This window comes from Mariniflexile aquimaris (assembly GCF_042676825.1).
Classification (GTDB): Bacteria; Bacteroidota; Bacteroidia; order Flavobacteriales; family Flavobacteriaceae; genus Mariniflexile; species Mariniflexile aquimaris.
Genome location: NZ_JBHTIB010000008.1, coordinates 181,354 through 208,048, shown reverse-complemented (window position 1 = coordinate 208,048; position 26,695 = coordinate 181,354). Strand labels below are relative to the sequence as shown.

Below are 26,695 nucleotides of genomic sequence, written 5' to 3'. Positions count from 1 at the left end.
TTTTTATTGTTAAAATGTTATGTTGAAACCAAGGGTTGATGTTAAAGGCAAAGGGTATCCAAACCCAGCATTTTCTGGGTCAACTCCTGTGAATCCTGAAGTTGTAATAGTTAACAAATTTTGAACTCCAAAGTAAATTCTAAATTTATTTATGGCATATTTATCCAAAACTGAACCTGGTAAAGAGTATCCCAACTGAACATTTCGTAATTTTAGATAACTGCCATTTTCAATAAAATAAGTTGAAAAACGGGATTCTGCATTTGTATCAATAGTTGTTAATGCTGGAATACTAGAATTTGGATTACTAGGAGACCAAGCATTTAAAAGACGAGAACCTTTGTTTGAGCCGATATCATCTACACTCCAAAAATCTGTTTGATATTTAAGTTGATTTACAATAGCGACTTCTCCTATACCTTGCCAAAACATGGTGAAATCAAAATCTTTATATTCTAGATTTATGTTTAAACCATAAGCATAATCAGGATAAGGTATGCCTATCCAAGTTCTATCACGATCATTGATAATACCATTTCCATCTAAATCTCTATACCTAATGCGCCCCAAATCTTTTCCTTGTTGTTCGGCAGAGTTCAATACCTGTTCATTTGTCGTAAACAATCCATCTGCTACATAACCATACATAGAATTTAATGGTCTTCCCAAAATATTATCGTCACCACCATTACCCCCATAATTATTTTTCACCTCTTCTGGAAGCTTAGTTATTTTATTTTTATTTGATGAAATATTAGCATTGATTTCATAAGTAAAACCTCCTGAAGTCTCATTTCTATAACCTATTGAAAATTCCAGACCTTCATTTTCCATGCTAGCACCATTTACCCATCTATTTCCTCCTTCACCTATAGCTGCTAAATACGGTGGTAAAACCAAAATATCTTCAGTTTCTTTTTTATAATAATCTATTGAACCATAAAGTTTTTGGTTAAAAAACCCAAAATCAAGACCAAAATTTAATTGCGTAGTAGTTTCCCATTTTAAATTATCATTACCAATTTGAGTCGATCTAAATCCAGATGGTAATAAACCTGAACCTTGGCCAAATAAATCATAAGCTGTTCCGTAAGATGTACTCCATGTTGGATCTCCACCTGCATAATCAGCTACATATAACGAATAAATTGCGCTATTATCTATTTCTTGATTTCCTGTCTGACCCCATCCTACCCTAAATTTCAAATCTGATATCTTAGAGAAATTATCTTCTATAAATTTTTCATTGCTGATTCTCCAACCTCCTGAAAAAGCAGGAAATGTACCAAACTGATTGCTCCTTCCAAATCTTGATGAACCATCATGTCTTAGCGTTGCAGAGAATAAATACTTACCATCAAAATCATAACTTATTTTTCCGAAATATGACACTAAGGTGTAGGCTGTTTCTGATCCTGAATTAGTTCTTTGACCAGTTGCTGCATCAGGAAACATAAAGCTTGGGGTTTCAATTGTAAAATCTTCAGCCCTTAAAAAAGTATTTTCAAATTTATCTTTAAACATTTCTGAACCAATAAATGCTTCTATGTTATGTTTTTTTACATTAAGTTTATAATTAAGCGTATTGGTCCATGTAAACTTGGTGCTTCTAAAGTTTTCAATATTAACTGCATTTTGATCATTTTTTAAATAGCCTGATTGATAACTGAACTGTAATGACTTTTTGTAAAAATTAGCATAATCTAACCCGTAATTTGTTTTGAAATTCAAATTTTTTGCGATTTCCAAATTCGCAAATACATTACCAAATAATCTATGGTATTGATAACCATTATATTTGTTCGCATCCAGCAAACGAACAGGATTTTGTCTATCATTCATACCTCCAATTGGGCCACCCCATCCTTCACCATCAACAGTTCTTACTGGAATAATTGGAGACGCTTTCAACGCTAAATCTAGCACCCCAGGAATTTGAAGTTCCTCCGTTTTATTTAGTGATAAGTTTTCGCCTATTTCCAGTTTATTATTAAAAAGTTTATAACTGGTGTTTAAACGTGCAGAAATACGTTCAAAACTTGAATTTTTAACAATACCCTCATTATCTAAGTACCCTAGGGAAAACAAATAATTACCTTTTTCGGTACCATTGGAAACATTTAAATTGTAAGAACTAGCAATTCCAGTTTGTGATATTTCATCGTACCAATCTGTATCAGAAGATTTTAAAGTTTGTTCATTATCTAAAAATTCTGGAACTGTAATATAATCTAGTACAGCATTATTATTTGAGTCAAAACTCCAATCAAATTTATAACTCAAATTATTATTATTAGGATTCAGACCATCATTAATATTGGCTTGCCAAAGTACTTCTCCGTATTCTTTAGCATTTAGAACATCTAATCTGTTTGCATAAGAAGATGCAGTTAGGTAGGAACTAAACTCAACCCTCATCTTTCCACTCTTTCCTTGTTTTGTTGTTATAATAATAACCCCATTGGATGCTCGCGACCCATAAATACTTGCAGAAGAAGCGTCTTTTAAAACCTGTATGGAAGCAATATCATTAGGATTTAACTCATGCATACCAGATTTTGTAGGTACACCATCTATAACAAATAGGGGTGATGTATTATTTAGAGTTCCAACACCACGAATTAATATGGCTGTATTTCCCCCACTAGGTGATCCATCTGTGCTAATTTGAACCCCAGGAATCCGCCCTTGTAAAGCTTTTACTGGATTTGGTTCTACTTGTTTATTCAGTTCATCCATATCCACTACCGCCACAGCACCAGTAATGTCTGCCTTTTTTTGGCTTGAATATCCGACAACAACAATTTCATCTAACTCATTTTTATCTATTTCTAACTTAATGTTAATTGTTTTTTGCCCATTTACTGGAATATTGACTGTCTTATAGCCTATATAACTAAAAATCAATATCGCATTTGCATCAACATTATCAAGTACATAATTACCATCAAAATCTGTAGCAGCTCCTTGCGTAGTGCCAGATATAATAACAGATACTCCGGGTAGCGGCATTCCGTCCTCTTGGGAGGTAACAGCACCTTTTACCTGAGCTTGTGCCAACATGCCTATAAGAGCAAATACAGGCAGAAATAAAAGTTGTTTTAATTTCATTTTAATTTAATTTAGTTAATATTTAGTTTGTGAATTTCAATATTGTCAAGAATAAATTCTTGATCTTTAGGTTCAATACTTAGTTTTTCGAATGGTGAGTTCGGAAAAAATATTTCTGTCATGACTGTTTCTCCATTATCAAAAAACAGTTCTATAGATGTTTTATCGAGAATAATCGTACCCGATATATTGACATTAGTTGACGTTCTTTTAGCAAAAGAAATACGATCTGCAAACTTTTCTGAAAATGCTGTTTTTCCAGATTTTCTTCTATCTACAAAAAAGTTTTTATCGCTAGTATTATATCCAAAAGCTAAGGTCTCGTCTTGTTTATTTGTAAGTTTGAAGGTAAAACCATTGTTTTTTAAATCTGAAATTTTAAACTGGATTTCCGCACTGGATAAATCAATAGCATCAGAATCAATAATTTTTGTAACACCTTTAATGGCAATATCTTCCCTTTTGTACTTTGTGCTTTTATACTTGGTTAATTCTTTTGCAGGTTGAAATAACAATCTATAACTTGCATTTATTTTTTGAAGTTCAACAGTTCTTGCCACGGTCATGGCACTTCTCCAAGTTTCAGTTGGCACTACATTGGCATAATCCCAATTAGACATCCATCCCATAAATAATTTTCTACCATTCGTGTCTGGGATATTAGCCCATGTTACTCCTGCATAATTATCCCTTCCGTAATCTATCCATATAGATTTATGCTCAGTATTATTTAATTCGTTCTCAAACGATGGGTCTATTTTAAATTGCTTACCGTCAAAATCACCTACAAAGTATTGGGTAGCACTTCCGCCATTTGGTCCTCCAGGATTAATACTAACTAATAACACCCATTTAACCTCATCTGTTCCGTTAACTACCATTGGGAAAAAATCTGGACATTCCCATACACCACTATGCGCTCCTATTCCATCTCCAAAATTCGATTCTAGCTTCCAATCTTTTAAATTCGAAGAGCTATAAAACATGATTTTTTGACCAGCGGCCAATACCATGAGCCATTTTTCGTGTATAGAGTCCCAAACAATTTTTGGGTCTCTAAAATCTTTAATGCCCGGGTTTTTAATAACTGGGTTTCCAGAGTATTTAGTAAATGTTTGTCCTTCATCTAAAGAATATGCAATGGCCTGTGATTGATAATTTGTTTTTCCTGCTTTTTCACCATCCATATCGTGGTAAGTAAACATGGCAATTATAGGCACAATACCGTCTTTGGAAAATCCAGAGCTATTGTTAACATCAACTATGGCACTGCCAGAAAAAATATATCCTTTTTCATCAGGGTAAATGGCTATAGGCATTTCTTTCCATGTTATCATGTCTGTGCTAATAGCATGTCCCCAATGCATAGGCCCCCATGTATTGCCATCAGGGTAATGCTGAAAATACAAATGATAATATCCATTGTAGTAAAACATCCCATTGGGGTCGTTCATCCAACCGTTCTTAGGTGTAAAATGAAAATTTGGTCTATAAAGCTCTTCTTCAGAAAAAGAATTCGTTATTTCAAATTCACTTGGATTTGTTTCAATCTTGTTTTTGCAACTGACAGATATCAACATAAAAAGCACCAAAAATTTTAGCTTATTTAATTTCATGTGTTTCATTATAATTTAGTTTTAATTAGCGGCTTTGTTTCTGTCTTTAATTAATTTTTTACTTAATTCCTCTAAGCTCACACCTTTTGTTTCTGGCATCATAAAAATTACAAATAGCAATTGGAATCCCATCATAATGGCAAAGAATAGAAAAACCATACCTGCGCCTATGGTAGAAAATAAAACGGGCACTAATGAAGGCACAACCGCTGCCAATACCCAATGCACAGAACTTCCAAAAGATTGTCCTGAACCCCTTAAATGGTTAGGGAAAATTTCAGAAATAAACACCCATATCACTGTTCCTTGACCAATAGCGTGTGATGCTATGAACATGAATAGTAATACGGGTACAATACTACCTTCCCAGCTAAAGAAGAAAGCTGCAGAAACTAAACTCAAAGAGATTATATAACCAAATGAACATATATACATCAATTGTTTTCTTCCCAATCTATCAATTAGAATAATACCTAATAATGTAAAAAGCATATTAGTAACACCTATACCTATACTGCTTAATAATGCTGAACTCTCGCCAAGTCCTGCTTCTTCAAAAATTCTTGGAGCATAATATAATAAGGCATTAATGCCAGACAATTGATTGAAAAAGGCAATTAAAAAAGCTAGAATTAATGGAAATCTGTATTTTTTGAGAAATATATTTTCGTTAGGCACGGTGTTTTCCATCTCATCTTTAATTTCTAACATCAATTTTTCAGGATCTTGATCTGGATTTATAATTTTAAGAACCCCTATGGCTTCACTATTCCTGAATTTGGTAAGTAACCAGCGTGGACTTTTCGGAATAGTTAATGCAAATACGGTATAAATAGCGGCGGGGAAAGCCTCTACACCTATCATCCAACGCCAAGCATTTTCTCCAACATTATTTAATAAGTAATTTGATAAAAAGGCGATTAGAATTCCAAATACAATATTGAACTGATACAAACCAACAAGTTTCCCCCTATCCTTTGCTGGGGCTATTTCAGATATATATGCTGGTGCAGCTATAGTTGAAGCTCCTACACCCAAGCCTCCAATAAATCTAAATATAGCAAACGTCCAAGGATCATTTGCTAATCCTGAACCAATCGCTGATATGGTATATAAAACACCGATCCATATTAAGGTGTTTTTTCGTCCTAATTTATTGGTTGGAATCCCACCGAAAAAGGCTCCTATTACCGTGCCCCACAATGCCATGCCTATAACTACTACGCCATGGAACATATCTGAAGAACCCCATAATAATTGTAGTTTTTTTTCTGCGCCTGATATGACTACTGTATCAAATCCAAAAAGGAAACCAGCCAAAGCTGCGGTAATAGACCAGATTAATATCTTTCTGTTCATGTGGTGGTGTGTAAAGTTTAGTTATTTGGGATTTTTATTACCCAGTGGCAATTTATGTAGCTATGAATCAAAAAGGATTAAAATTTGTTTCATAGGATAAAATTTTATTTAAAAAAACACAACCAATTAATAAACAATTAGTTAAGAAGGAAGAATATGTTTTAGAAACCATTTTTTTTACATTTCTAGAGTGGTTTTTATAGAAATGTTACATCTAAGAAAAAACAGGAAATGATAATTTTACAAAATTTTGCCCCTAGATGTTATGGAAACCTTAATTGATCTTAATCAAAACATTAACTTACAGCCTAAATAGCTTAAACATTATTGAAAAAATAATTGGAAGTTAAAATACGTTTATAACTTATCTCTGAAACGCTTTGGTGTTACACCAAATTTAATTTTGAAACTTGTTGAAAAATAAGACTGAGAAGAAAATCCAGTAGAATAAGCAATTTCAGAAATGGATAGATTTAAATTATTCTTTAACATTCCCTCTGCTTTTTCTAATCTTATATTTTGTATATAATCACTAACTTTCATATCCAAAATAGCTTTTATTTTCCGGTATAACTGCACTCTTGATATTCCAAGTTCTTCAGCTAAAATTTCAACTGTGAAATTAGAGTTATCAAGGTTCTCACTTATAATAGCATTCATTTTATGAAGGAAATCCTGTTCAGTTGCAATAAAATCGTGGTTCTCATTTAACTTATGAATATTATTAATGTAATAATATCTAAGTTTTTCTCTATTATACAATAAGGTCTTTACAGATTGGAAGAGAATAGATAAACTGAACGGTTTAGTTAAAAACAAGTCTGCACCAGACTCCAGACCTTTAATATACGATTCTTTATTATTAAGGGCTGTTAGAATAATAGTTGGAATGTGAGAGGTTCTTAAATCTTTCTTTAAAATTTCACAGATTTCAAAACCATTTTTAATTGGTAAGTTAACATCACAAATTATAATATCTGGGATTATTTCGAATGCTTTCTCAATTCCATCATGACCATCCGATTGGTGTATCTCATATACTTGAGATAGTTTATTTCTTAAAAACTTTACTAAATCAGAATTATCTTCAATAATCAAAATACTAAATCTCTCGCTTTCATTTTTATTGAGGATTACAGGTGTAAAATCATCATCATAATCGGTAATAAAATTCAAATTTGGATTTTCAAGGTTTTCGGATTCAATAACAATTTGATTACTATTGAGGTGAGTTCTATCTTTATAAAGCACTATAATTATCTCAACACCATTATTAGACTTGATTTCAATCTTTCCTTTATGAAGATCAATAAACTCTTTAGAAATATGTAATCCAATACCAGAACTAAGATTATTATTATTTGAACCTTGAAAAAAGGGTTTGAAAACATTTTTTAGTTCATTTTCTGGAATACCTATTCCTGAATCTTTAAAATGAATATTTACAAAATTGGTAGTCTTATTATCTATAATATCAATAGAAATTTTCCCATTATTTGGGGTAAATTTAAAGGCATTTGATAACAAATTAAAAAACACCTTATCCATTAGATTTCTATCTATGTAAACAAGCAAATCTTCATTATTACTATGTATTTGAAAATCTATATTACGCTTTATGGCTTCACGCTCAAAATCCCTATAGATACTATTAGTAAAATTGAAGATATTTGTTTCTGAGGCTCTTAAAATAAATTTTCTGTCTTCAACTTTTCTAAAGTCCAATAATTGATTAATTAGTCTAAGTAATCTCTTGGAATTATTAAAAATTAAACCCAATTCGTTTTTTAGTTTAAAATCTCTCTTAATATTATCTTCAATTATGGATTCAATAGATGATAAAATAAGAGTAATTGGTGTTTTAAACTCATGCGATAATCCTGTAAAGAAATTTAACCGAGCATCATTACTGGTCTTTATCTGATCTCTTTGAACTAGAATCTTTTTATTGCTTATTTCTAATTGGCGTTTTTTTCTTCTAATCAAACTCCATGAATAAATAGTAAGTATTATTAAAAATATACTAATGATTAACAATCCTAGAACCAATTTCAATGTTTTATTTTGCGTGGTATATGTTTGTTCTTGTTTTTTTATTTTTTCTTGTTGAATTTCTATGTCATTTTGATGTTTATTAATTTTATCATACTGATTTTTCATAATTTCAGCATTTCTATAATCAATTACGGTGGTACTCAATATATTGTTTTTGGGAACCTTTTCTTTTCTCAAAATTTTTATGGCAATTTTTATGGCTTCATCACCACCTGTTGGATATAATATAGTTGCAGCCAATATCCCTTTTTGTACTAATTGAATACCATTATTTTCACCATTTAAACCATCTACACCAATAAATTTGATAGTTTTTTCAATTCCTTTAGATTTAAAAATTTTCCAAGTATTGTAAGCAATTCCATCATTAAATGCGAAGACATAGTTAATTGGTTTCACATTTAAAGAATCTATGATTTGAGGTATTCTTCGGCCAATATCTCCATCTTTAATACTATAACAAACAGTTATATTTGGCTCATTGTCAACTACTTGATTAAACCCAGAATGTCGTTCTATAACTGGTGAAGAATCATCACCTCCTCTTAATTCTAAAACATTGATTTTTTTTTCATTTTGTGAAGCTATATAATTTGCGGCAGTACGACCAACGTCAATGTTATTGGCTCCAATATATGCTGTGAATTTTTGTGAATTAATTTTACGATCTACTATAATAACTGAAATCCCTTTATCATAAGCTTTTTCAATTATTGGAACTAATGGTTCTGAACTTAGAGGAGAAACAATAATTACATCAAAACGATTACTTATCATGAACTCAATTTGTGATTTTTGAAGTTCTATATTTCCATTAGCTTGAAAAATATTTAAATCTATTTCTTCATTTAATGAAGCTTCCACTTTCATTTCATGATCCATTGATTTTCTCCAATCATCAGTACTAATGCATTGAGAAAAGCCAATTTTGTACTTTTTAGATTCGTTGTCGTTATTACAACTAATAAAAAAGACAAAACCAATTAAAACAATAAATTTTGAAATCTGAATAAAATTAATATTTGGCATTTTTCAAATTAAAAATAATTTAACTAAGATATTATTTATTTAAACAAATAGAGGATTTTGATTTGAATACTTGGGTGAATTGTTACAAATACACTTATAAAAATTAACAAATAAGTTATTTTCAAGAAGCCATACAATTAAATTTAAAAATCCACATTACTGCAAATTATCCTCAATCGCTATACTTTTTAGTAGAACAGGTAGTACCACCAAATTTCAAAAAAAATTATTGGTTCTATAACAGTAATAATTGGATCGTATTTAATTATAATTAAAAAAAACATCCCTGATTCACCCAATTTAGTGTGTTCCGAATAGTTTTATAGCTATTGTGATTTTACATAAGAACAATTATGATACATTTTTGATTATGGATTATTCTGAGGATGATTCATAATTAAAAAATGAGATTACTCAGATTTTGATGCTTAACAAAATGTAAGCTACAATGTAGTATTATGTAAAATATCCCAGAAGCATTAGTTTTCCTTAGAAAAATTAAAATCTCAATATTGACACTTTTTGAGCTAAATCACTCTAATTCTAATTGATTTTGATCCTCATCATCGGCACCTGGTAATTCTAATGCCTTTACAGATTGAATAGCATTTCCAGCTATTCCTTTTATTGAGGCATGCATATCAATTGTATTTGCAGTTACTTTCTCAATTTGCTTTTCACGTTCTTTCCAAATTCGTTGCATCGCTCTCTTTTCACTGTCTAAAGCTGTTTTCATGGAGGTAAATCCTTCAACAATGGCTTCTATCTGCATTCTGAACTGATTACTGGTTAAGTAATCATAAAGCATGTGCATTTTGTCGCCTTTATTCTCTTGTGAGCTTATCGCTAAATTTACTTTAACTATAGATTCACGTAATACATTACATAGCCCTTTAAACTCATCATAGTTACATATCCAAATTCCATCTTTCAAGCCCATTCTGTCCATATCAGAAGGCATCACTTCAGTAACTAAAACGCCTATATTAGCTCCTTTTTCCCTGATGTCATTTTTGAATTTTTCTATCCAACTTGATTGAAAATCTTTAGTACGTTTACTTTCGTAGTATATCTTACCACAATTTTGTTCTGTTCGGGTATTGACTATTTGAATACAATCGCCTCCTCTAGCTCCTTTTTTAATTTCTTCAATGGTATCTAAAGGAAACTGTACTGCTAACCATTCTTCAATTGCAAGTTCCTGAACTTCTCCCTGTAATTGCATAGAACCTTGTTCTTGCTTACGTTTCATTTCTTCAGTAAGCTTTTTTTGGTCTTCAAGCTGCTTTTGCATTTCTTTAAAACGCAATTCATTCTTATCTTCTTCTGCTTTTCTGATTTTTTCCTTTTCTGAAACAAGAATTTCATTTAAATTCTTTTGGGCTTCCGCTTCAATAGCTTCCTTTAGCTCTCCTTTTTCACGTTTAAGTTTTTCAATTTCGGCTTTGGTTCTATTAAGCTCCTTTATTTGTTCAGATTTCTCATTGAGTTCCTTTTGCAAAGCGGTGAATTGTTCTGATTGTTCTTCAAGAAGTTTTGCTTTTAACTTTCCTTCAAGCAAACCTTTTTCTTCTTTTAGCTTTTTATCAAAACGCTCCTGAAACAATTCATTTTCTTGTTTTTTCTTTTGCTCAAAATCAAGCTTTTCTTGTTTTAACTTTTCTTGGTCGGCTTCGTATTTCTTTTTTTCATCGGCTAATTGAGACTGATATTTTTGCTTGATTTCTTCTTCTAACTGATGAGATAAAATATCTTGAACATCAATAGAAGTTCCACAGTTTGGGCATTTTATTTGACTTTCTTTGTTCATACTAACAATATTACTTTTTCCATTCATTTAAAATTTTACCAAAATCAACATCCTTCCATTTCTCTTTCCATATTTCATAATATTCAATATCTGAAGATTTAGGGGTAGGTGAACATGGGTCAATTTTTACTAATGATGGCAGTACAATTGATTCTCCAATAAGTAGTGCTTCACCCGCTTGAAGTGTCGGTAGCATTTCTGTTAAATTTCCTAATGTATCAGGAAGTAATCTCTTTACATAGTTTTGATCTTCAGGATTAGTAAGTCTCATAGCAATAAAATTATTACATTGAGAAAAAATAGTTTCTGAGATTTCAGATGGTCGTTGGCTAACAATACCAAGTGTGATACCATATTTTCTTCCTTCTTTTGCAATTCGTTCAATTGCTAATTTTGATGAACGATATTTTGCGAGATCACTTTTAGGCACATAAATATGCGCCTCTTCATATAAAAGAAGAAGTGGCGTTTCACATTTCTGTTGTCCTTTCATTATTTTACTAAAGAAGAAACCAAAATCAAATAAAATTCTTGAAATTAAAGATACAGTTATACTGAGAACCTCAAAAGGAATACCCCCAAGATTTATTATTGTAATATTCGATTCTTTGCCGTTAGTATAGCTTATAAACTGTTTAACAGTCTCTTCAAATGAAATATCCCTTGAATTTTCGCCAAAAAGAAATTGAAGGCGAGAATTATTTATTTTGTTTTCAAGTCTTTCTACAAATTTGTCCAATGTGCCATCTGCATAGGTACCATTACTCACATTTTGTCCTTTAGAAGGGTAAAACTCAAATTGTTTACTAAAATATTTTTTAATCCTTTCTTCGGGAATTAATTCAAGACCATCATCATTTTTTGTTGAATCACCTGCATTATAATCCCCACATTCATCAACAATCATATAACGATTGGGTGCTTTAGAATTAATTGTTTCGGTTTGAATATTATAAAGGCAATTATAAACTTCTCTTATATCAAACTTTATTGGCGAATCAAAATGGACTTTTTTTATGTCAGGATTATGCTTTTTCTTATTTTCAGTAATAATTTTTCTTAATACAGAGGATTGATTATAGTTATTTCTATCTCCTGTATCTAAAAGCATTTGTTCAAGTTCATCGCCATTTAGCATCCAATAGGGTAAAGACAAATTGGATGCATTAAGTATTTGAGCTTTTGGAAATGCCTGTTCATACTCCCCATGAATATCAAATATTACAATATGAGAATTATTTAAACCTTCAAATGTTCCTTTTTTTGCCGAAACTGCTTCTTGAAGAACTTTTGCAACTGTATGGGATTTACCTGAACCAGTTGAACCAACAATAGCAAAATGTTTATTGAAAAATTTATTTCCATTTATGGGAATGCCAAGTTTAACAGTTGTTAATTTTGAAAAAGTAAATCTTTCGTTAGCCTTTATCCTAGTTGTAAAAATACTCCCTAATTCTTCATCAGTCAATAAAGATATTCCATTATTCGGAGGTAAAGGTATCCCATGCCCCCCTCTTTCAAACACAGTCCCACTATCCTGAACATCAAGTGTTCCTGTTAACTTAACCTCCAAAATAAAAGAAGGTGGGGTTGGCTCTGTTTCTTCATCACCCTTATCCGTATCCTTAATTTTGTAATTATCAATAATACCAATTACGTATTTAGTTTCATTGTTTTTGTAAGGAATTTTGATATAACTGCCTAAATTGAACTGATCGTCAAATTGACTTGGATCTACAATTTCGATACTAATTGAAGTTGAAGAAACATTAATGATTTTAAAATTGTTTGAATCCATATTAGAATAATTTTAATAATTGCTCAGTATTTAGGTTATTAATTGTTTGATATGTAGAATCACAAAGCAGTTTATGCTTTTCAGAGTCAATAAAAATCCATGAAACATTTAAATTTAGTTCTGTTATTTTGTCAAGTGTCAAATTTGAAATTATCCTTGCTTCAAAAGATGTTTTTGAAAGACTGCTTGTGAGTTTTCCACCAGACATTTTTTTATTTATTATTGGTGGCGATTCAAAATACTTTTGATTAAATAAAATAGTTTCGTATCCATCATTTAAAAGACAGTTTTCTTTTATAAGATAGCTTTTTACCTCAATAATTTTTTCATCAGGAATTATAAAAATTAAAGGCTTAACATCATGAGTTGCTCTATGATAATGATTTTTCACAATTTGATGGACTAATGATTGTAAATTACAAGAATCGGATTCTACTAAATCTCCAAAAAAGATTATAGTGTTTTGGTTCTTAATTGGTTTTTTAAACCTTGATTTTAAAAATTTAAAATATTCTTGTTCTCCTCTATATTCTTTGTATGATGATAAAAAAGTTACTTTGCGCCCCTTATTTAGATAATTGAGTAACTCATTTTTGGTAACTTGTCTTGATGATACTTGGTCAGGTGGGTTATTTACAACTTTCTTTCTTAAATAATCAACAAGAACAGAATAGAAATAAATAGCCTCATCTTTTGAATTACAAAAATTCAATTCTTGTAATTTACGTAGAACAGATTGAAATTGATTTTGAAAAGTTTCTGAGAAACATAGATTAAATTTACTTAGAAAACTATTTTTTACAGTGCCATCAAATTTATCTTTCTCTTTACCAAGAATGGTTTCTAATAAATCTATACTAACGTTTTCGGTATATCCATTAGTATCGAAAAAATAGCAGTACAAAATGTAATTTCTAGATTTATCTAAAATAAACTCATTTATCAATTGAATTATGGGTTTTCTTATTGCAGATGGTGTAAGTTTTGCAGCTTCTTTGTATTTTACTTGTATAACATAATCTCCATTATTTACATCTTGTATCTGTTCAATGCCAATAACACTTTCGTCATTTGAAGAAAATAAAACTTCAGATAACGTTTTATCTATTTGATATTCAAATCCTTTTATAGCATAATAACCACCATCCATATCACATTTAATTTAATAAATACTTGTTTCTATAATTTTCACTTCTTCATCTGTCAACCCATAAAGCTTATAAACCATTTGGTCAATCTCTGAATCAATTTTATTAATTTCAGATTTTAATTCTAGTGCTTTTTGTTTTTGTTCATTAAAGTATTGCATCCATTCAGACTCTTCTGATAAACTCAACTGTACTTTTACTTTTTTCAATTCTTTCAAAAAGTCCTTAAATTCCAATTCGTGCCAATTTTTCAGCTTGGTAGTAAGCTTTTCTATTTCGAATTTAGCTCGTAAAAGATTAATAAAATTAGATTCAACATCCTGTAGGTGACTAACACTTTTTAATATTTCATCCGTAAAATTTCTCATTAAATTTTGGTCAACTGATTTGGCATATGGTATTGGAAATAATTCTAAAACTCTTCTTTTCACCCCAATGTAACCACCCCTTAAAACATTTCCAGTATTAGAAAGGTAAAACCAAAATAACTTACTATTCAAGAATGGTAGAATGGATTTTAACTTATAACCTGAATCTATATTTAATAATAAAGTGTGACACTTACTATTATGATAAAAGTTTGTCAAATCCAATGTCATACTTCCGCCAAAACATACCTCCGGTGTAATTATTTTTGGTTGTTCAAGAACAGATATTGCTTGATTTCTGCTGTACTGGTACCAATAATCATTATCAAATTTACCTTTTTCTCTTTCCCTTAATTGATTTTCAAATTTTTTTAAATATTCCATCGCTTTTGGAAAGTTTTCCAACATTTCATTTGGATCGAACAATTCAGCTTTTCCAGAATCTAATTTATAAGGAAATATTAGCCATTCATTATTAACAAGTTTTCTGTATTTACTTATATCTTCACCTCTTAAATGTGGTTTTAATACTGCTTTTTCTATTGTATATTTTTCACCTGTTTCTAATTCTACTTCCAAATAAATTCCCTTAAATCTTCCTGTTACACAGAAAACAGCATCTTTACCTGTAATAATTCCTTGTGCAAATCGGTCAAACACATCTTTCAATTGCTTTGGTTGTTTTGAAATTCTGGACAGAACTTTACCAATACCTTTGTCAGTTAAAATCCATTGGTCGTCTGATAAATCATTTAATTGAATTTCATTAAAAGGAATATGATTAAATAATTGAACAGGTTCTATTTGTTTATAGCCAAAAGAAGATTTATGCTTGTATGAAAGTGAAATTATACAGGTGTAAGTTGTCGCATCCTGAAAGACTAATTGAGAACCAAAATGTACTAATTCTTCAATAGCATTTCTCTCTAAAAGAAAACCCCTTATTCCTTTTCCAAAATCTGCAATTAGAAATTTATGTGGTAAAATGAAAGTAACAATTCCTATTTTATTCAACAATTTATATGCCTTTTCTAAGAACAAAGTATAAATATCGTAATTTCCAGTTGCAGCTTTAAAATGATTTTCATAATAAAAAACTAATTCAGGATATGCATCCTTAAGTCCTTGAATTCTCAAATAAGGCGGGTTTCCAATCACAACATCAAAGCCTCCCTTTTCAAAAACGGCAGGAAACTCCTTTTGCCAATTAAAGGCTTTTTCTCCTGCAACGATTGGGTCGTCAATTAATGAATTACCACATTTTAAATTATTGTTTAATGAGGTTAACTTCCTGCCTCTTTGAGCGGTTCGCAACCATAAAGAGAGTTTAGCGATGTCAACACTTTCTTCGTTAATATCTACACCAAAAATGTTCTTTTCTAAAATATGGTTTTCTACTCCAGGAAACTCAAAGGCGTGCCCTAATAATTGTGATTCTAATTCGTCAATATAAGTGTGTTCTTCCATCAAAAACTCCAAAGCTTGATTTAAAAAAGCTCCTGAACCACAGGCTGGGTCACAAATGGTAATGTTTAATAACCAGTTTCGGTAGGCTTGTAAATTAACATCCAAACCTTTAACAATATCTTTTTTTCTGTTTTTTCTGCCTTTTGCATATTCCTCATCAACAATACCTAATGCTTCTTTTTTTTCATCACATAATTTGCCAACCGTATTGTCTACAATGTATTTAGTAATATATTTGGGCGTGTAAAAAACACCATCTTTTTTGCGTTTTGTTTTACTCTTATCAATTTCCTGGCCTTCTAATTGCGCTGTAATGCTTTCAATTTCGTTCAGTGAGTTTTCAAAAATATGACCAAGTATATTAACGTCTACTTCACTTTGAAAATCGTATTTAGTCAACTTCAATACATGCGAATGCAATATCTCATCATCTAACAGAATTGTATCTAATAATGCATCCGGTAAAAACAAACCTCCATTGTATGCAAAAATATCGTCAACTGTTTTTTGTCCTTTTCTTCCTGTGTCTATATAACCGAAATACTGCTTAAAAATGTCGTATAATGGTTTATAGGCATCTTCTGCTTTTAAGACTTCCCAACGCTTTAAAATTCTTGAAATGGAATTAGGAGGCAGTAAACCACTATCTTCTGCAAAGAGAATAAATAAAAAGCGATCGAGTAATTTTTGTGTTTTTTTGAATAACACCAGCTTATCGGCAACGGCATTATTTTTAACCATATTTTGCCACAAATCGTTACGAAATGCCGCATAATCCTTATACAGTTGCTTGGTTATTTTTTCTTCTTCGTGTAAACTTTCCTCTTTTACTTTTAACGGAACACCATTTAAAAGATTCTCAACGCTTAAACAAAGCCAAAGCAATTGAAATTCGGTTTCTGAAAGTGTAAAAAGATTAAATTCTAAATGCTCCACCGAATGGTGAATGAAAAAACGCAGTTTCTCGAAATTGGATGTTATGACATAGACGCAACCTGTTTGGTTGTTTTTGTAGTTAAAAGCCTGAACATTTATTTTATCTAAATCTTTGGTATCTGTTCCTTTTAGCTCGATAACACCTAAAGCTTTCCCATTATGCAAAATAGCGCCATCGGCTTTTTTTGCTCCTTTTTCATTTTTTAATTCGGTAGTTAAATTAAACTCTGGTTGCGGATTTAAGGTATATCCTAAAATATCAACAAACAATTCACGTAAAAATCCCTCTTGAAATTGTTCTTCTTTGGCATCTCGTATATTTTGTTGAATTGCAGGATTATGAAAGTAAGCAACAAACTTTTGATAGGCTACTTTAACAGTTTTTTCATCCTGTCCTTTTAAGTGTTTATAAAGTACCGAGTTTTGAAAGAATGCCATTAGTAAACTTTAATGCCGTATTTAATTAATTTTTTTGGAAGTACATCATCTATACTTTGAATATCGATGTCATTTAACTCAATTAGACTAAATCCTTCTTTAGCATAAATCTCAAGTTTTTTCTGTTTTCGAGCTTGGTATTTTTCATTTTCTTCCATACCCCAAAATTCAATAAAGACTTTTCCTTTAGGTAAATAAAAATCGGATAAAACATCTTCATCAATTCCTGGTAATCTCCTTTCATAAGCATGAACAATATCATTTCTATACAAGTAATCATCGATCATAGCTTCAGCACGACTTCTCACTCTATGCCCGTCTTGTGTTCTGTAATTAGGAGGATACTTTTGTCGAAACTCATCAATTCCATTTACCGTTTCTTGCGGTTCACTACTGCTCGTTTCATAATTATTACCTGTTGCAGCACTTATAGAATGTAAAAAACTTTTGTTTTCAAGAACTGATTTATTCCAAATCACATAAGGCAATCCACTAGATGCTTCCATTTCTACACCACCATTTTTCGCTCCAAATTTCGTGAGTTTCCAACCTCCTACGTCTGGTTTTTCAATCCAACCTAATTCTGCAAATACTGTATTAATTTTTTGGGCAGATATATTAAATTCCTTTCCAATTGTTGTTGAAGTTAAAGTGTCTTCTTTGTTTATTGTTTGATCTAAATTAATATTACTAGGCCATACAACGTAATCCCCAAATTTTGGATTATACTTCATATCGCCACCTGCAACTCTTCCTTCTTTTGTAACTATCCATTGATCATCTTTCTTAAATATCCACCCTTTTTCGTTTAATGTTGTAAAAAGTTCTTTCGAGTCTATATTTCTTTGTTTCGCTAAAGCAGAAGTAGATAAATATTTCATGTTTTTAATTATAGATTTATATTATTTCAAATTAATAATAATAAATAAAGCGACTCATTTGAGGCGCTATTATTTAAATATTTCAAGGAGACTCTAAAGTTAAAAAAGAAATTTTATTTACAGCTTAAATACTGAAATTTCTTTCATAATATACAACTAAAATATACTTTATGTATTGTGGGATGTATTTATATTAGATATACACGACATTCCCAGTTTCAACATCGTAGAATGGCGACCTACCCATGGAATCTTTTCCAGCATTTTTTACCGGTAAGTAGCGCCCTGTAATAAGCGTTTTTAATTCTTGTATATCTTTTTTGGTGGCCGGTTTGTTGTCTTGTGTGGTGAAGACTGTTTTTACAACTTCAACAACAGCAGCTCCAGCAGCGGCATTACCAACACCTGCTAAACTCATTTTATCAACCTTTGCACTTGAGTTTGCTACTTTATTTTCAATAGCATCCTTAGTAACATCCTTTGTGTAGTTTTGTTTCAAATACCAATATCTGGATTTACACGATTTGGAACAAAACTTCTGCAGACCTCGGCGAGTTGGGATGTAATCGTCGTTACAATGCAGGCAGATTTCGGTTTCTTTCATATTTATAAGTCAATTATACGTATAATTTACGGGTAAATTTTATTTTAGTTTTTTAAAATCAACATTAAATACCTGTTCTAATAATATTTTTTCGGCCTCTAATGCTGTTATTAATGGTGGTTTCTTGGTTTTCTTTAATACTGGTTGTATTTCCTCTTGCACACCAACTGAATTGGTGGGTGTGGGTGTGGTGTGTTCCGTGGGATGATGCGCAGGTTTGTGATACTGGCTAGCAATATCTGGAAAATAGGTTTCTATCAATTCCAAGGCATTAAAGTTTCCTTTGGGTATTATATCCTTGGTGGGGTAAAAGTTCTTTACTAATATTTCAAAGTGTTTTTTATAGCTTAAAGACTGCATGTAGAATATCCCTGAGGAAGTGTCATCATGTGGAAGCATTTTATTGATATTAGTATTCATCCAATTAGTTATATAAAATAAACATTCTGCCAATTCAAAATATTTATCCAACACATAATTAAACTCGTGGGGTGGCACTTCGCTTTTCTTTTCTAATAAATTAAACATATTTTTATCCAGATCACCATCCTTTAAAAGAAGCCGTGTGTTATCCCGTCCCTTTTTAAATTCAATTGGTCCTTTATAATAATCTACCACATATATGGTGTTGAATATGTTTGTGGTGTTTAAAAAATCAAGCTTTTCAATAATATCGTCTCTAATTTCATTTTTAGGGATGTAGAAAAATAACTCTGATACCAAGTTAGGAATCAGACTCAAATAATATTGATGTAGCGACGGTTTACTCATGGGTAGTTTTTAGCATTTCTGAATAATCGGCTGGTAATTCGGCATCAATATCCCTCAGGTATTTTTCCAAGGCCTCCATTGAAGAATGGCCTGTTATCTGCATCAATTGACTTTTTGCTGCGTGTGGCGATGAGTCTTTAACCATAGCGCGATATAGCTTGGTGATAAATGTATGTCTGAAACTATACAATCCATAGTCTTCACTTAACCCAAAAGGATCCTTTACGACCTTTTTAAATCGTTTTGAAAAATAGTCCCTTCTGTTTTCTTCTCTTGTTTCCCACACACCACCAAATTCTTGTGGTGTGAACAAGACCCATTCTTTATTTAACTTAGATAGGTCGGGTAATTCACCCCACAGTATCTCTGGAATAATCTTGGTTTTTAATGGACTATTTTTTGCCTTGAACTGAATGGTTCTATCTTTTACATTAATGTCGCCCACTGTTAGTCTGGACACTTCGATTGGACGCAGAAAGTTATAGGAGATAAACTTAATATACAGTAGTAATAAGGGATCATTCTTTTCTAAATACTCAAATATCTCTTCTTGCGCTTGTGTGGTGTAGGTTTTATTTCTTTCTGGAATGGATTTTAAAACGGGTATTTTTTTAATAAAATTTGATTCGATAATATCATTGTCTTCCAACACCTGCATAATACTACTCAAATCGGTTCTGTAATTATTTCTGTTGCGTGCGCTTGTCCGCTCTAAAATGACATTTAAAAAGCCAGATACTAGTTGTTTGTTAAGGGTGTCTATCGTTTTAATGTCCGCATGATTTTCAGCCATCCATTCTAAAAACAGTTTCACTCGATTATCATAGCTTCTTTTAGTGGTTGTATTTACAATTTTCTCTTTTTGCTTCAATCCAAAATCAAAGGCTTCTTGCAAGGTCATTGCCGGCGTTTCTTCAACAGCTTTTGTAATTATATTTTGTTCCTGCTCTAATCCTTGTGATTCTTTATCGGTTTCCTTTGACTGCAATTTTAAATACAATTCTGTATTATCTGCATATGGATTATAACCTTGTTTTAAAAGTCGTAATAATACTTTTCTATATGTAACCAAAACAGAAAGACGTTCTTCTTTGGTTTTATACTTGTTGGCATTGCCATAAAATGGGGTAACGCGTTTTAGCTTGCCACTTTTAGGGTCTCGATAAGAAAAATAGAGATACCAGCGCTTTTTTAAATCGCCGTTAGCGGAATAGATTTTGGGGTTTGAAAAGTTTCTTCTTACTGGCAAATCGTATGCACTTTCGTATGCATTTTCACTTTCAAAGGTAAGTAATTCGTTTAAATTAAACATAAAAAAACGGTTTAGGAAAACTAAACCGTTGATTCTGTATACTTTAAATTTTGTAGCGGGAACTGGACTCGAACCAGTGACCTTCGGGTTATGAGCCCGACGAGCTACCTACTGCTCTATCCCGCGATTTAATATCAAAACAATTTTCTTAGCTCTTAACTTTCGGTTCATAATGCCGACCAAATTGTTTCGGATTGCAAATATACAATCCTTTTTAATTCCTACAAGCATAAAATAAGAAAATATTATTGCTCGATGCTATCTGCTTGAAAATCCACCAATTCTGAATTAGAAAATCGCACCAAAACCTCTATTGGTTGGCAACAAACCTCGCAATCTTCTATATAAACCTGCTTAGAAACCGATTTATCTAGCAACATAGAGATAGTTTGCCAACAATACGGACAAGTAAAATAATGTTCCATCATGCCAATAAAATTAGCATAAAAAAACCAGCAATGTATTGCTGGCTCCATTTTTAAACTAAAATTCTCTATTTTTAATTATTCTTTTTCAATATCTAAAATGGCAGTAGAATTTTGAATTTCTCCTTGCAAAATACTTATTGGTTGTAAACCTGATGTACTAATGTACTCTTCATTTAAATTATTATCGCTTACCATAATAGTATTTAAATTTTTTAAATCTATTAAGGCTAAAGGCAAATCTCCTGTTAGTTGGTTTGTAGACAATATTAACTCTTCTAAGGCTGTTAATTGTGCTAGTTCTACAGGTATTTCGCCTTGTAGTTTATTATCCATTAAATCTAATTTCTGTAATTTAGATAAAGCACTTATAGTATTTGGAATTGTACCTGTTAAATAATTACTCCCTAATAAAAGCACTTTTAAATTAGTTAAACCCATTAATGCCTGAGGTATTTCGCCATCAAACTTATTACTGTAAAGCTGTAAAGACTCCAGGTTTTTTAAGGTTCCTAATTCTGTTGGAATTTCACCTTCAAAATTATTCATAAACAAGGCTAAAAATGTTAGCTCTTTACAATTTTGTATGGACGAAGGTATGGTTCCTGATAGCTTATTAAATCCTAAATGTAACTTCTTTAAATTTATAAGATTGCCTAATTCTTGTGGCAAAGTGCCCTGAAGATTATTAAACTGAAGATTTATTTCAACAACTTTATTATCTTCAATTTTTACACCATACCAAGTGTCTATTTTAGAATTTAAATCCCAAGTTGAATTCCATTCACTTCCATTTGTTGAATTATACAATGCCAATAAAGCATCCTTTTCTGTTGAAGAAATATCCGCGAAACTATACGTAGTTATAAAAAAGAAGAGTGCTATTAATTTAAAAATCTTCATGGTTGAATAAATTTGGGATTGATTCTACTACGAATATAGCACAGTTATCGACAAATAACTATTTAAATCGATGAAATGCATGATATTTTAACAAATGCAACTCGTTAAAATACACACCTAAAATTGTGTCGTTTATTTTATTAACAGCAAATAAAATTTAAAACTGAATATTTAAAAGTTCTCCGCTTAACTGCAACAATTGCAATTCGGCTAATTTTGCATCATATTTTGCTTGATTTCTACTCAATTCAGCATTTAAAAGATTTAATTGCGCTTGCCTGAATTCAATAGAATTTACCTGCCCGATTTTAAACTTTTCTTCGGTACGATTGAAGTTGTTTTGCGAAGTAATTATGTTAGCTTCCTGAAGTTTATAAATATTCAATTTATTATGATAATCGTCCCACGCATTATTAAAATCGCGTTCCAACTGAATTTGTAATTGCTCTTTTTGAAGTTGCTGACTTTCTAAATTAATCTTCGCATTTTTAACTCTCGTTATAGTACTTCCGCCATCAAATAAATTCCACGACAAACTTAATCCACCTGAAACACCTGTGCTTGTAGAAACAGTAACAAACGAAGCTGCATTATTATTATTTTTATTCCAACCGTACGTTCCTGTTAAACCCAATGTAGGCAAGTAAGCCGATTTTCCAGATTTTATATTTAAGCCACTAATAGTAATGTTTTTTTCGATTTGTAAGAGTGTTATATTCTTAGTTTTTGCCTTTTGAAATAGTTCCTCCTTATCATACAACACATCAAAATCTATGTTAGTATCTACACCAAAATCCCCTGCTAATGTATTTCCTAGAACAACATTTAAATCGCGCTTAATATTAATAAGTTGTTGTTTCGTATTAATTACGCTAATACTATCATTATTGATATCCACTTCCGCATTGAGCACGCCTAATTTTGTACTTTGCCCATAATCAAACTGGTACTGAGCACGCAATAATCGATCTCTTGAAATTTCTAAAGATTGCTGCAACGCTAAGGTGTTTTCTGTTAATTGTGCTACATTATAATAGACAGTAAACAGCTGATAAACTGTGTTTTCTATAGTTTCTCTTGCCTCTAATTCGCTTAATTGATAACGCTGTTTAAGTTGTTTATAGTCGTAACTTCTTCCTAAGCCATCAAACAAGGTATAATTTAGATTTACAGCGGCGTTATATCTTGAACTTTCCGCCCCATTTAAAACGGTAGAATTTCCATTAGAAAATTCCGCTTCAGTATTATCAATATTAAAGGTTGATCCAGCATTACCTGTAACTGTTGGCAGATATCCAGAATTTAAAATACTCGCATTATTCTTGGCTACTTCAATCTCATTATTGGCTAATTTAATTCCGTAGTTATTTTCTAAAGCTAATGAGACAGCCTCGTTTGGTGTTATTGTTTTTTGTTGCGTAAACACTTTTGAAACAACCAACATCATTATTATTAAAAGAATACTTCTATACTTCATGCTCTTCAATTTGTTCTTTAATGGCACGTTCTACTTCTTCTTTGGTGACTTTCTTTCCTGTAATTAACCATTTTGTATGTTTCTTAATATCGTTGCTAAACGACAAAAACAGCGGCAATAGCAGCAATGTTAAAATAGTAGCATAGGCAATACCAAATGAAATTGAAATGGCCATTGGTTTTAAAAATTGTGCTTGACGACTTTTCTCAAGCAGTAAAGGTGCTAACCCCGCAATAGTTGTTAAAGAGGTTAAAAATATGGCTCTAAAACGCGACTTACCGGCATCTCTAAGCGCATCATCAAACAGCATCCCGCTTTTTAAATTGGTATTGAATTTACCGATTAACACCAATCCGTCGTTTACCATAATACCTATTAAGGCAATTATTCCTAAAAGTGATAAGATATTCACTGGAAAGCCCAATAACCAGTGTCCCCATGCCACAGCGGTTAAACTAAAAGGCACCAGCAATATTAATAATATAGGCTGACTGTAACTTCTAAAAGTAAAAGCGATGGTAATATATATCAGCAATAAAATGATGCCTCCGGCGCTTTTTAATGATCTTGATAATTTTGTTGCCTCTCTATTTTGCCCTTCGTACGACGCAGAAATCGTTGGGTATTTTGATTGTATTTGTGGAATAACGGTTGTTTTTATATCGTCCAAAATATCGGTGGCACTATTACTAGGGTCTTTCAAATCTGCCGATACTTGAATTTCGCGTTGTCCATCTAAATGGTTAACAGCCACATCACCTCTTTCAATAGAATACACCGCAATATCCTTTAAGGTTACGCGCTCCCCAGAAGGAGTTACAATACGCATATCGTCTAAATCGTTAAGCGATTCTCTATTGCTTCTATCATAACGCACCCATACCTTAATTTCATCTTGTCCTCGTTGAAATCGTTGTGCTTGTGCACCAAAAAATCCTGCCCGCACTTGATTCATAACCGTTCTTAAATCTAAGCCCAATAAATACGCGTTCTCTTTAAGTTCTAATCGGATTTCCTTAATACCTGCAGGATCGTTATCGGCTACATCTTTTAATAGCGGATTCGTTTCTAATACGCCTTTCAACTCTAATTTTGCGGCCTTTAATTCTGAAATATTGTTACTTAATAAGGACACCGAAACTGGATTTCCACCAAAATTTCCACCCGAACCAAATATCAATCGTTCTGTTCCTATTACAGGTCCTACCAACTCTCTTAATCTATTTGCTACCAAATTAGAACTTATAACATCCGGACGTTCTTCACCCGGTAATAAATTTATTTGAAGTCTGGCGCTAGACGAACTGCTCAAGGTTAATATCGTATTCTCGAAAAGCTCTTTACCCGTTCCTTTTAAATACTTTTCTGTAAACTCTTTATTCACAATAAAGGACTTTTCTTCAATCATTGAAATGATAGAATCAGTCACCTTAACATTGGTTCCATTAGGCATATTTAGCTCGATGGAAACAGCGTCGCTGGCTATTGACGGAAATAAGGTAACACCAATAATACCGCCACCAACAGCTCCAATAGTCGCAATAAAAAGGGCTATAAAAATTCCAAGGGATAACACTTTAAATTTTAAAACAAATGTTATTGTTGGCGTATAGAGCTTATCGCGTAAATAGCTCATAAACCTATCACCCACCTTATTAATCTCCCGCATTTTTGCAAAAAACTGCTTTATTTTAGAAGGATTCTCTTCTTTGGTAGCTTTTCGAAGTGCTTTAGAATGTGCTAAATGCGCCGGAAGTATAATAAGTGCTTCAACCAACGATACCGCAAGCGTTAAAATTACGATAACAGCTACTTCACCAAAAAATTCACCAATTCTACTTTCCAGGAAAAAGAACAATGAAAACGCCAAAAGTGTTGTAACAATGGCCGAAACTACTGGAGGAAGTACTTCCATAGTACCATCTATCGCGGCCTGAATTGGTGTTTTACCTTTTTCGTAATGCTGATAAATATTTTCGCCGATTACAATACCATCATCAACCAAAATTCCAATTACAATTATCATCCCAAAGAGCGATAATACATTGATAGTAACATCAAACTGGCCCGCAAAAATAAACATTCCTAAGAATGAAATTGGGAGTCCGAATGCTACCCAAAAGGCGACACGAGTATTTAAAAACAGTGACAAGAAAAACAAAACCAGCAACATTCCAATCACCGCATTTTCAGCCAATAATTGGGTGCGCTGATTTAATGTGATTGATAAATCTCTAACCACATTTAATTCTACGTTATTATATTTTTGATTATAATCTTCAATATACTGCTTTACTTTATCTGCTGAAGACATAAGGTCTTCATTATTTGTACTTGTAATAGAAATATTAACCGAAAGTTGTTTGTTGAAATAGCTGGCATTAGGTGTTTCGGCAAAACGATCGCGAATCACGGCAACATCTTTTAGTCTTATGGTTTTACCATCATTTGATGCTTTTATGACGATATTTGAAAGCTCATCGCCATAATAATTTCTATTATTGGCGCGAATTAAATACTCTTCGGCATCTGTTTTAATATTTCCGCCTGTTACTAAGATATTCGCTTGACTAACGGCCTCGGCTACTTCAGTAAACGTTAAATTATAGGCTAACAAATTAATTTCATTAACCGCTATTTCTATTTCTTCTTCCGGATAACCGGTGGTTTCTACTTGAGATATGCCATCAATAGTTCGTAAATCATTTTCAATCTGTCTGGCTATTTGTTTTAAGGTTGCCAACGGAATATTTTTTCCGCTAACGGCAAAAGAAATGGTTTCTCTAACCTCTTCGCGTTTCGCTACAATTAAAGGTTCCATGCCTGTTGGAAAAGAAGGTACGCGATCAACCGCATTTTTAACTTCAAGAAGCATGAAATCTATGTTTTCACCCTTTTGAATTTCAACCGTAATTGTGCCACTATTTTCACGAGACACCGATGTTACTCTATCAATTCCTTTTAACCCTTTTAAATTATCTTCTATTTGAAGTACAATACCTTCCTCAATTTCTTGAGGCGATGCCCCAGGATAGGTAATGCTTATGTTGATAATTTTAGAATCTGTTAACGGGAAAAAAGACGACTTTAATGATAATAATCCAATAATTCCAAATACAAAAAAGGCTAAAATAAATACGTTTACCGCAACATGGTATCTTATAAAATAGGCGATTAGTTTTCTCAT

Annotated in this window: 16 protein-coding genes and 1 tRNA gene; all 17 read right to left on the bottom strand. The window is 31.9% G+C overall.

The features are described from left to right. Window positions 1–9: 9 nt before the first annotated feature. Complete coding sequence (locus ACFQ0I_RS05875) at window positions 10–3,111, bottom strand: SusC/RagA family TonB-linked outer membrane protein (RefSeq protein ID WP_379940316.1); 3,102 nt, start codon at window positions 3,109–3,111, stop codon at window positions 10–12. 11 nt (window positions 3,112–3,122) lie between these two features. Beyond that, window positions 3,123–4,736 carry a glycoside hydrolase family 32 protein gene (locus ACFQ0I_RS05870; protein ID WP_379940314.1) on the bottom strand — a complete coding sequence of 538 codons (1,614 nt, stop codon included), beginning with the start codon at window positions 4,734–4,736 and terminating at the stop codon, window positions 3,123–3,125. 12 nt (window positions 4,737–4,748) lie between these two features. Then, window positions 4,749–6,086, bottom strand: coding sequence for a sugar porter family MFS transporter (locus ACFQ0I_RS05865; RefSeq protein ID WP_379940311.1), 1,338 nt, complete (start codon window positions 6,084–6,086; stop codon window positions 4,749–4,751). A gap of 357 nt (window positions 6,087–6,443) precedes the next feature. Next, window positions 6,444–9,170 (bottom strand): hybrid sensor histidine kinase/response regulator transcription factor, encoded by a 2,727-nt coding sequence (locus ACFQ0I_RS05860; RefSeq protein WP_379940309.1) that lies wholly within the window; start codon window positions 9,168–9,170, stop codon window positions 6,444–6,446. A 532-nt stretch (window positions 9,171–9,702) separates the two neighbouring features. After that, window positions 9,703–10,980 (bottom strand): DUF2130 domain-containing protein, encoded by a 1,278-nt coding sequence (locus ACFQ0I_RS05855; protein WP_379940307.1) that lies wholly within the window; start codon window positions 10,978–10,980, stop codon window positions 9,703–9,705. Between the two features lie 10 nt (window positions 10,981–10,990). Continuing rightward, entirely contained in the window at window positions 10,991–12,778 is a 1,788-nt protein-coding gene (locus ACFQ0I_RS05850) for an ATP-binding protein (protein WP_379940305.1), read from the bottom strand. Window position 12,779: 1 nt separating this feature from the next. After that, a complete protein-coding gene (locus tag ACFQ0I_RS05845; protein WP_379940304.1) occupies window positions 12,780–13,928 on the bottom strand; it encodes a hypothetical protein in 1,149 nt (382 codons plus the stop codon). Window positions 13,929–13,940: 12 nt separating this feature from the next. Next, window positions 13,941–17,135 (bottom strand): Eco57I restriction-modification methylase domain-containing protein, encoded by a 3,195-nt coding sequence (locus tag ACFQ0I_RS05840; protein ID WP_379940303.1) that lies wholly within the window; start codon window positions 17,133–17,135, stop codon window positions 13,941–13,943. Continuing rightward, window positions 17,135–18,016 (bottom strand): hypothetical protein, encoded by an 882-nt coding sequence (locus ACFQ0I_RS05835; protein WP_379940302.1) that lies wholly within the window; start codon window positions 18,014–18,016, stop codon window positions 17,135–17,137. The genes ACFQ0I_RS05840 and ACFQ0I_RS05835 overlap by 1 nt, the downstream gene beginning before the upstream one ends. A gap of 193 nt (window positions 18,017–18,209) precedes the next feature. Next, complete coding sequence (locus tag ACFQ0I_RS05830; RefSeq protein ID WP_379940300.1) at window positions 18,210–18,620, bottom strand: hypothetical protein; 411 nt, start codon at window positions 18,618–18,620, stop codon at window positions 18,210–18,212. Between the two features lie 39 nt (window positions 18,621–18,659). Further along, window positions 18,660–19,391, bottom strand: a complete 732-nt coding sequence (locus ACFQ0I_RS05825) for a hypothetical protein (protein WP_379940298.1) — start codon at window positions 19,389–19,391, stop codon at window positions 18,660–18,662. After that, entirely contained in the window at window positions 19,384–20,703 is a 1,320-nt protein-coding gene (locus ACFQ0I_RS05820) for a tyrosine-type recombinase/integrase (protein WP_379940296.1), read from the bottom strand. Before ACFQ0I_RS05820 ends, ACFQ0I_RS05825 begins: the two co-directional genes overlap by 8 nt. A 53-nt stretch (window positions 20,704–20,756) precedes the next feature. Continuing rightward, window positions 20,757–20,829 (bottom strand) — tRNA-Met (locus ACFQ0I_RS05815). Between the two features lie 119 nt (window positions 20,830–20,948). Further along, window positions 20,949–21,131, bottom strand: a complete 183-nt coding sequence (locus ACFQ0I_RS05810) for a CPXCG motif-containing cysteine-rich protein (protein ID WP_379941045.1) — start codon at window positions 21,129–21,131, stop codon at window positions 20,949–20,951. A 75-nt stretch (window positions 21,132–21,206) separates the two neighbouring features. Then, window positions 21,207–22,031 carry a leucine-rich repeat domain-containing protein gene (locus tag ACFQ0I_RS05805; protein WP_379940295.1) on the bottom strand — a complete coding sequence of 275 codons (825 nt, stop codon included), beginning with the start codon at window positions 22,029–22,031 and terminating at the stop codon, window positions 21,207–21,209. A 157-nt stretch (window positions 22,032–22,188) separates the two neighbouring features. Next, the gene (locus ACFQ0I_RS05800; RefSeq protein WP_379940293.1) at window positions 22,189–23,508 is read right to left on the bottom strand and encodes a TolC family protein; all 1,320 of its coding nucleotides are present in this window, start codon (window positions 23,506–23,508) and stop codon (window positions 22,189–22,191) included. Beyond that, a complete protein-coding gene (locus ACFQ0I_RS05795; RefSeq protein WP_379940291.1) occupies window positions 23,498–26,695 on the bottom strand; it encodes an efflux RND transporter permease subunit in 3,198 nt (1,065 codons plus the stop codon). The genes ACFQ0I_RS05800 and ACFQ0I_RS05795 overlap by 11 nt, the downstream gene beginning before the upstream one ends.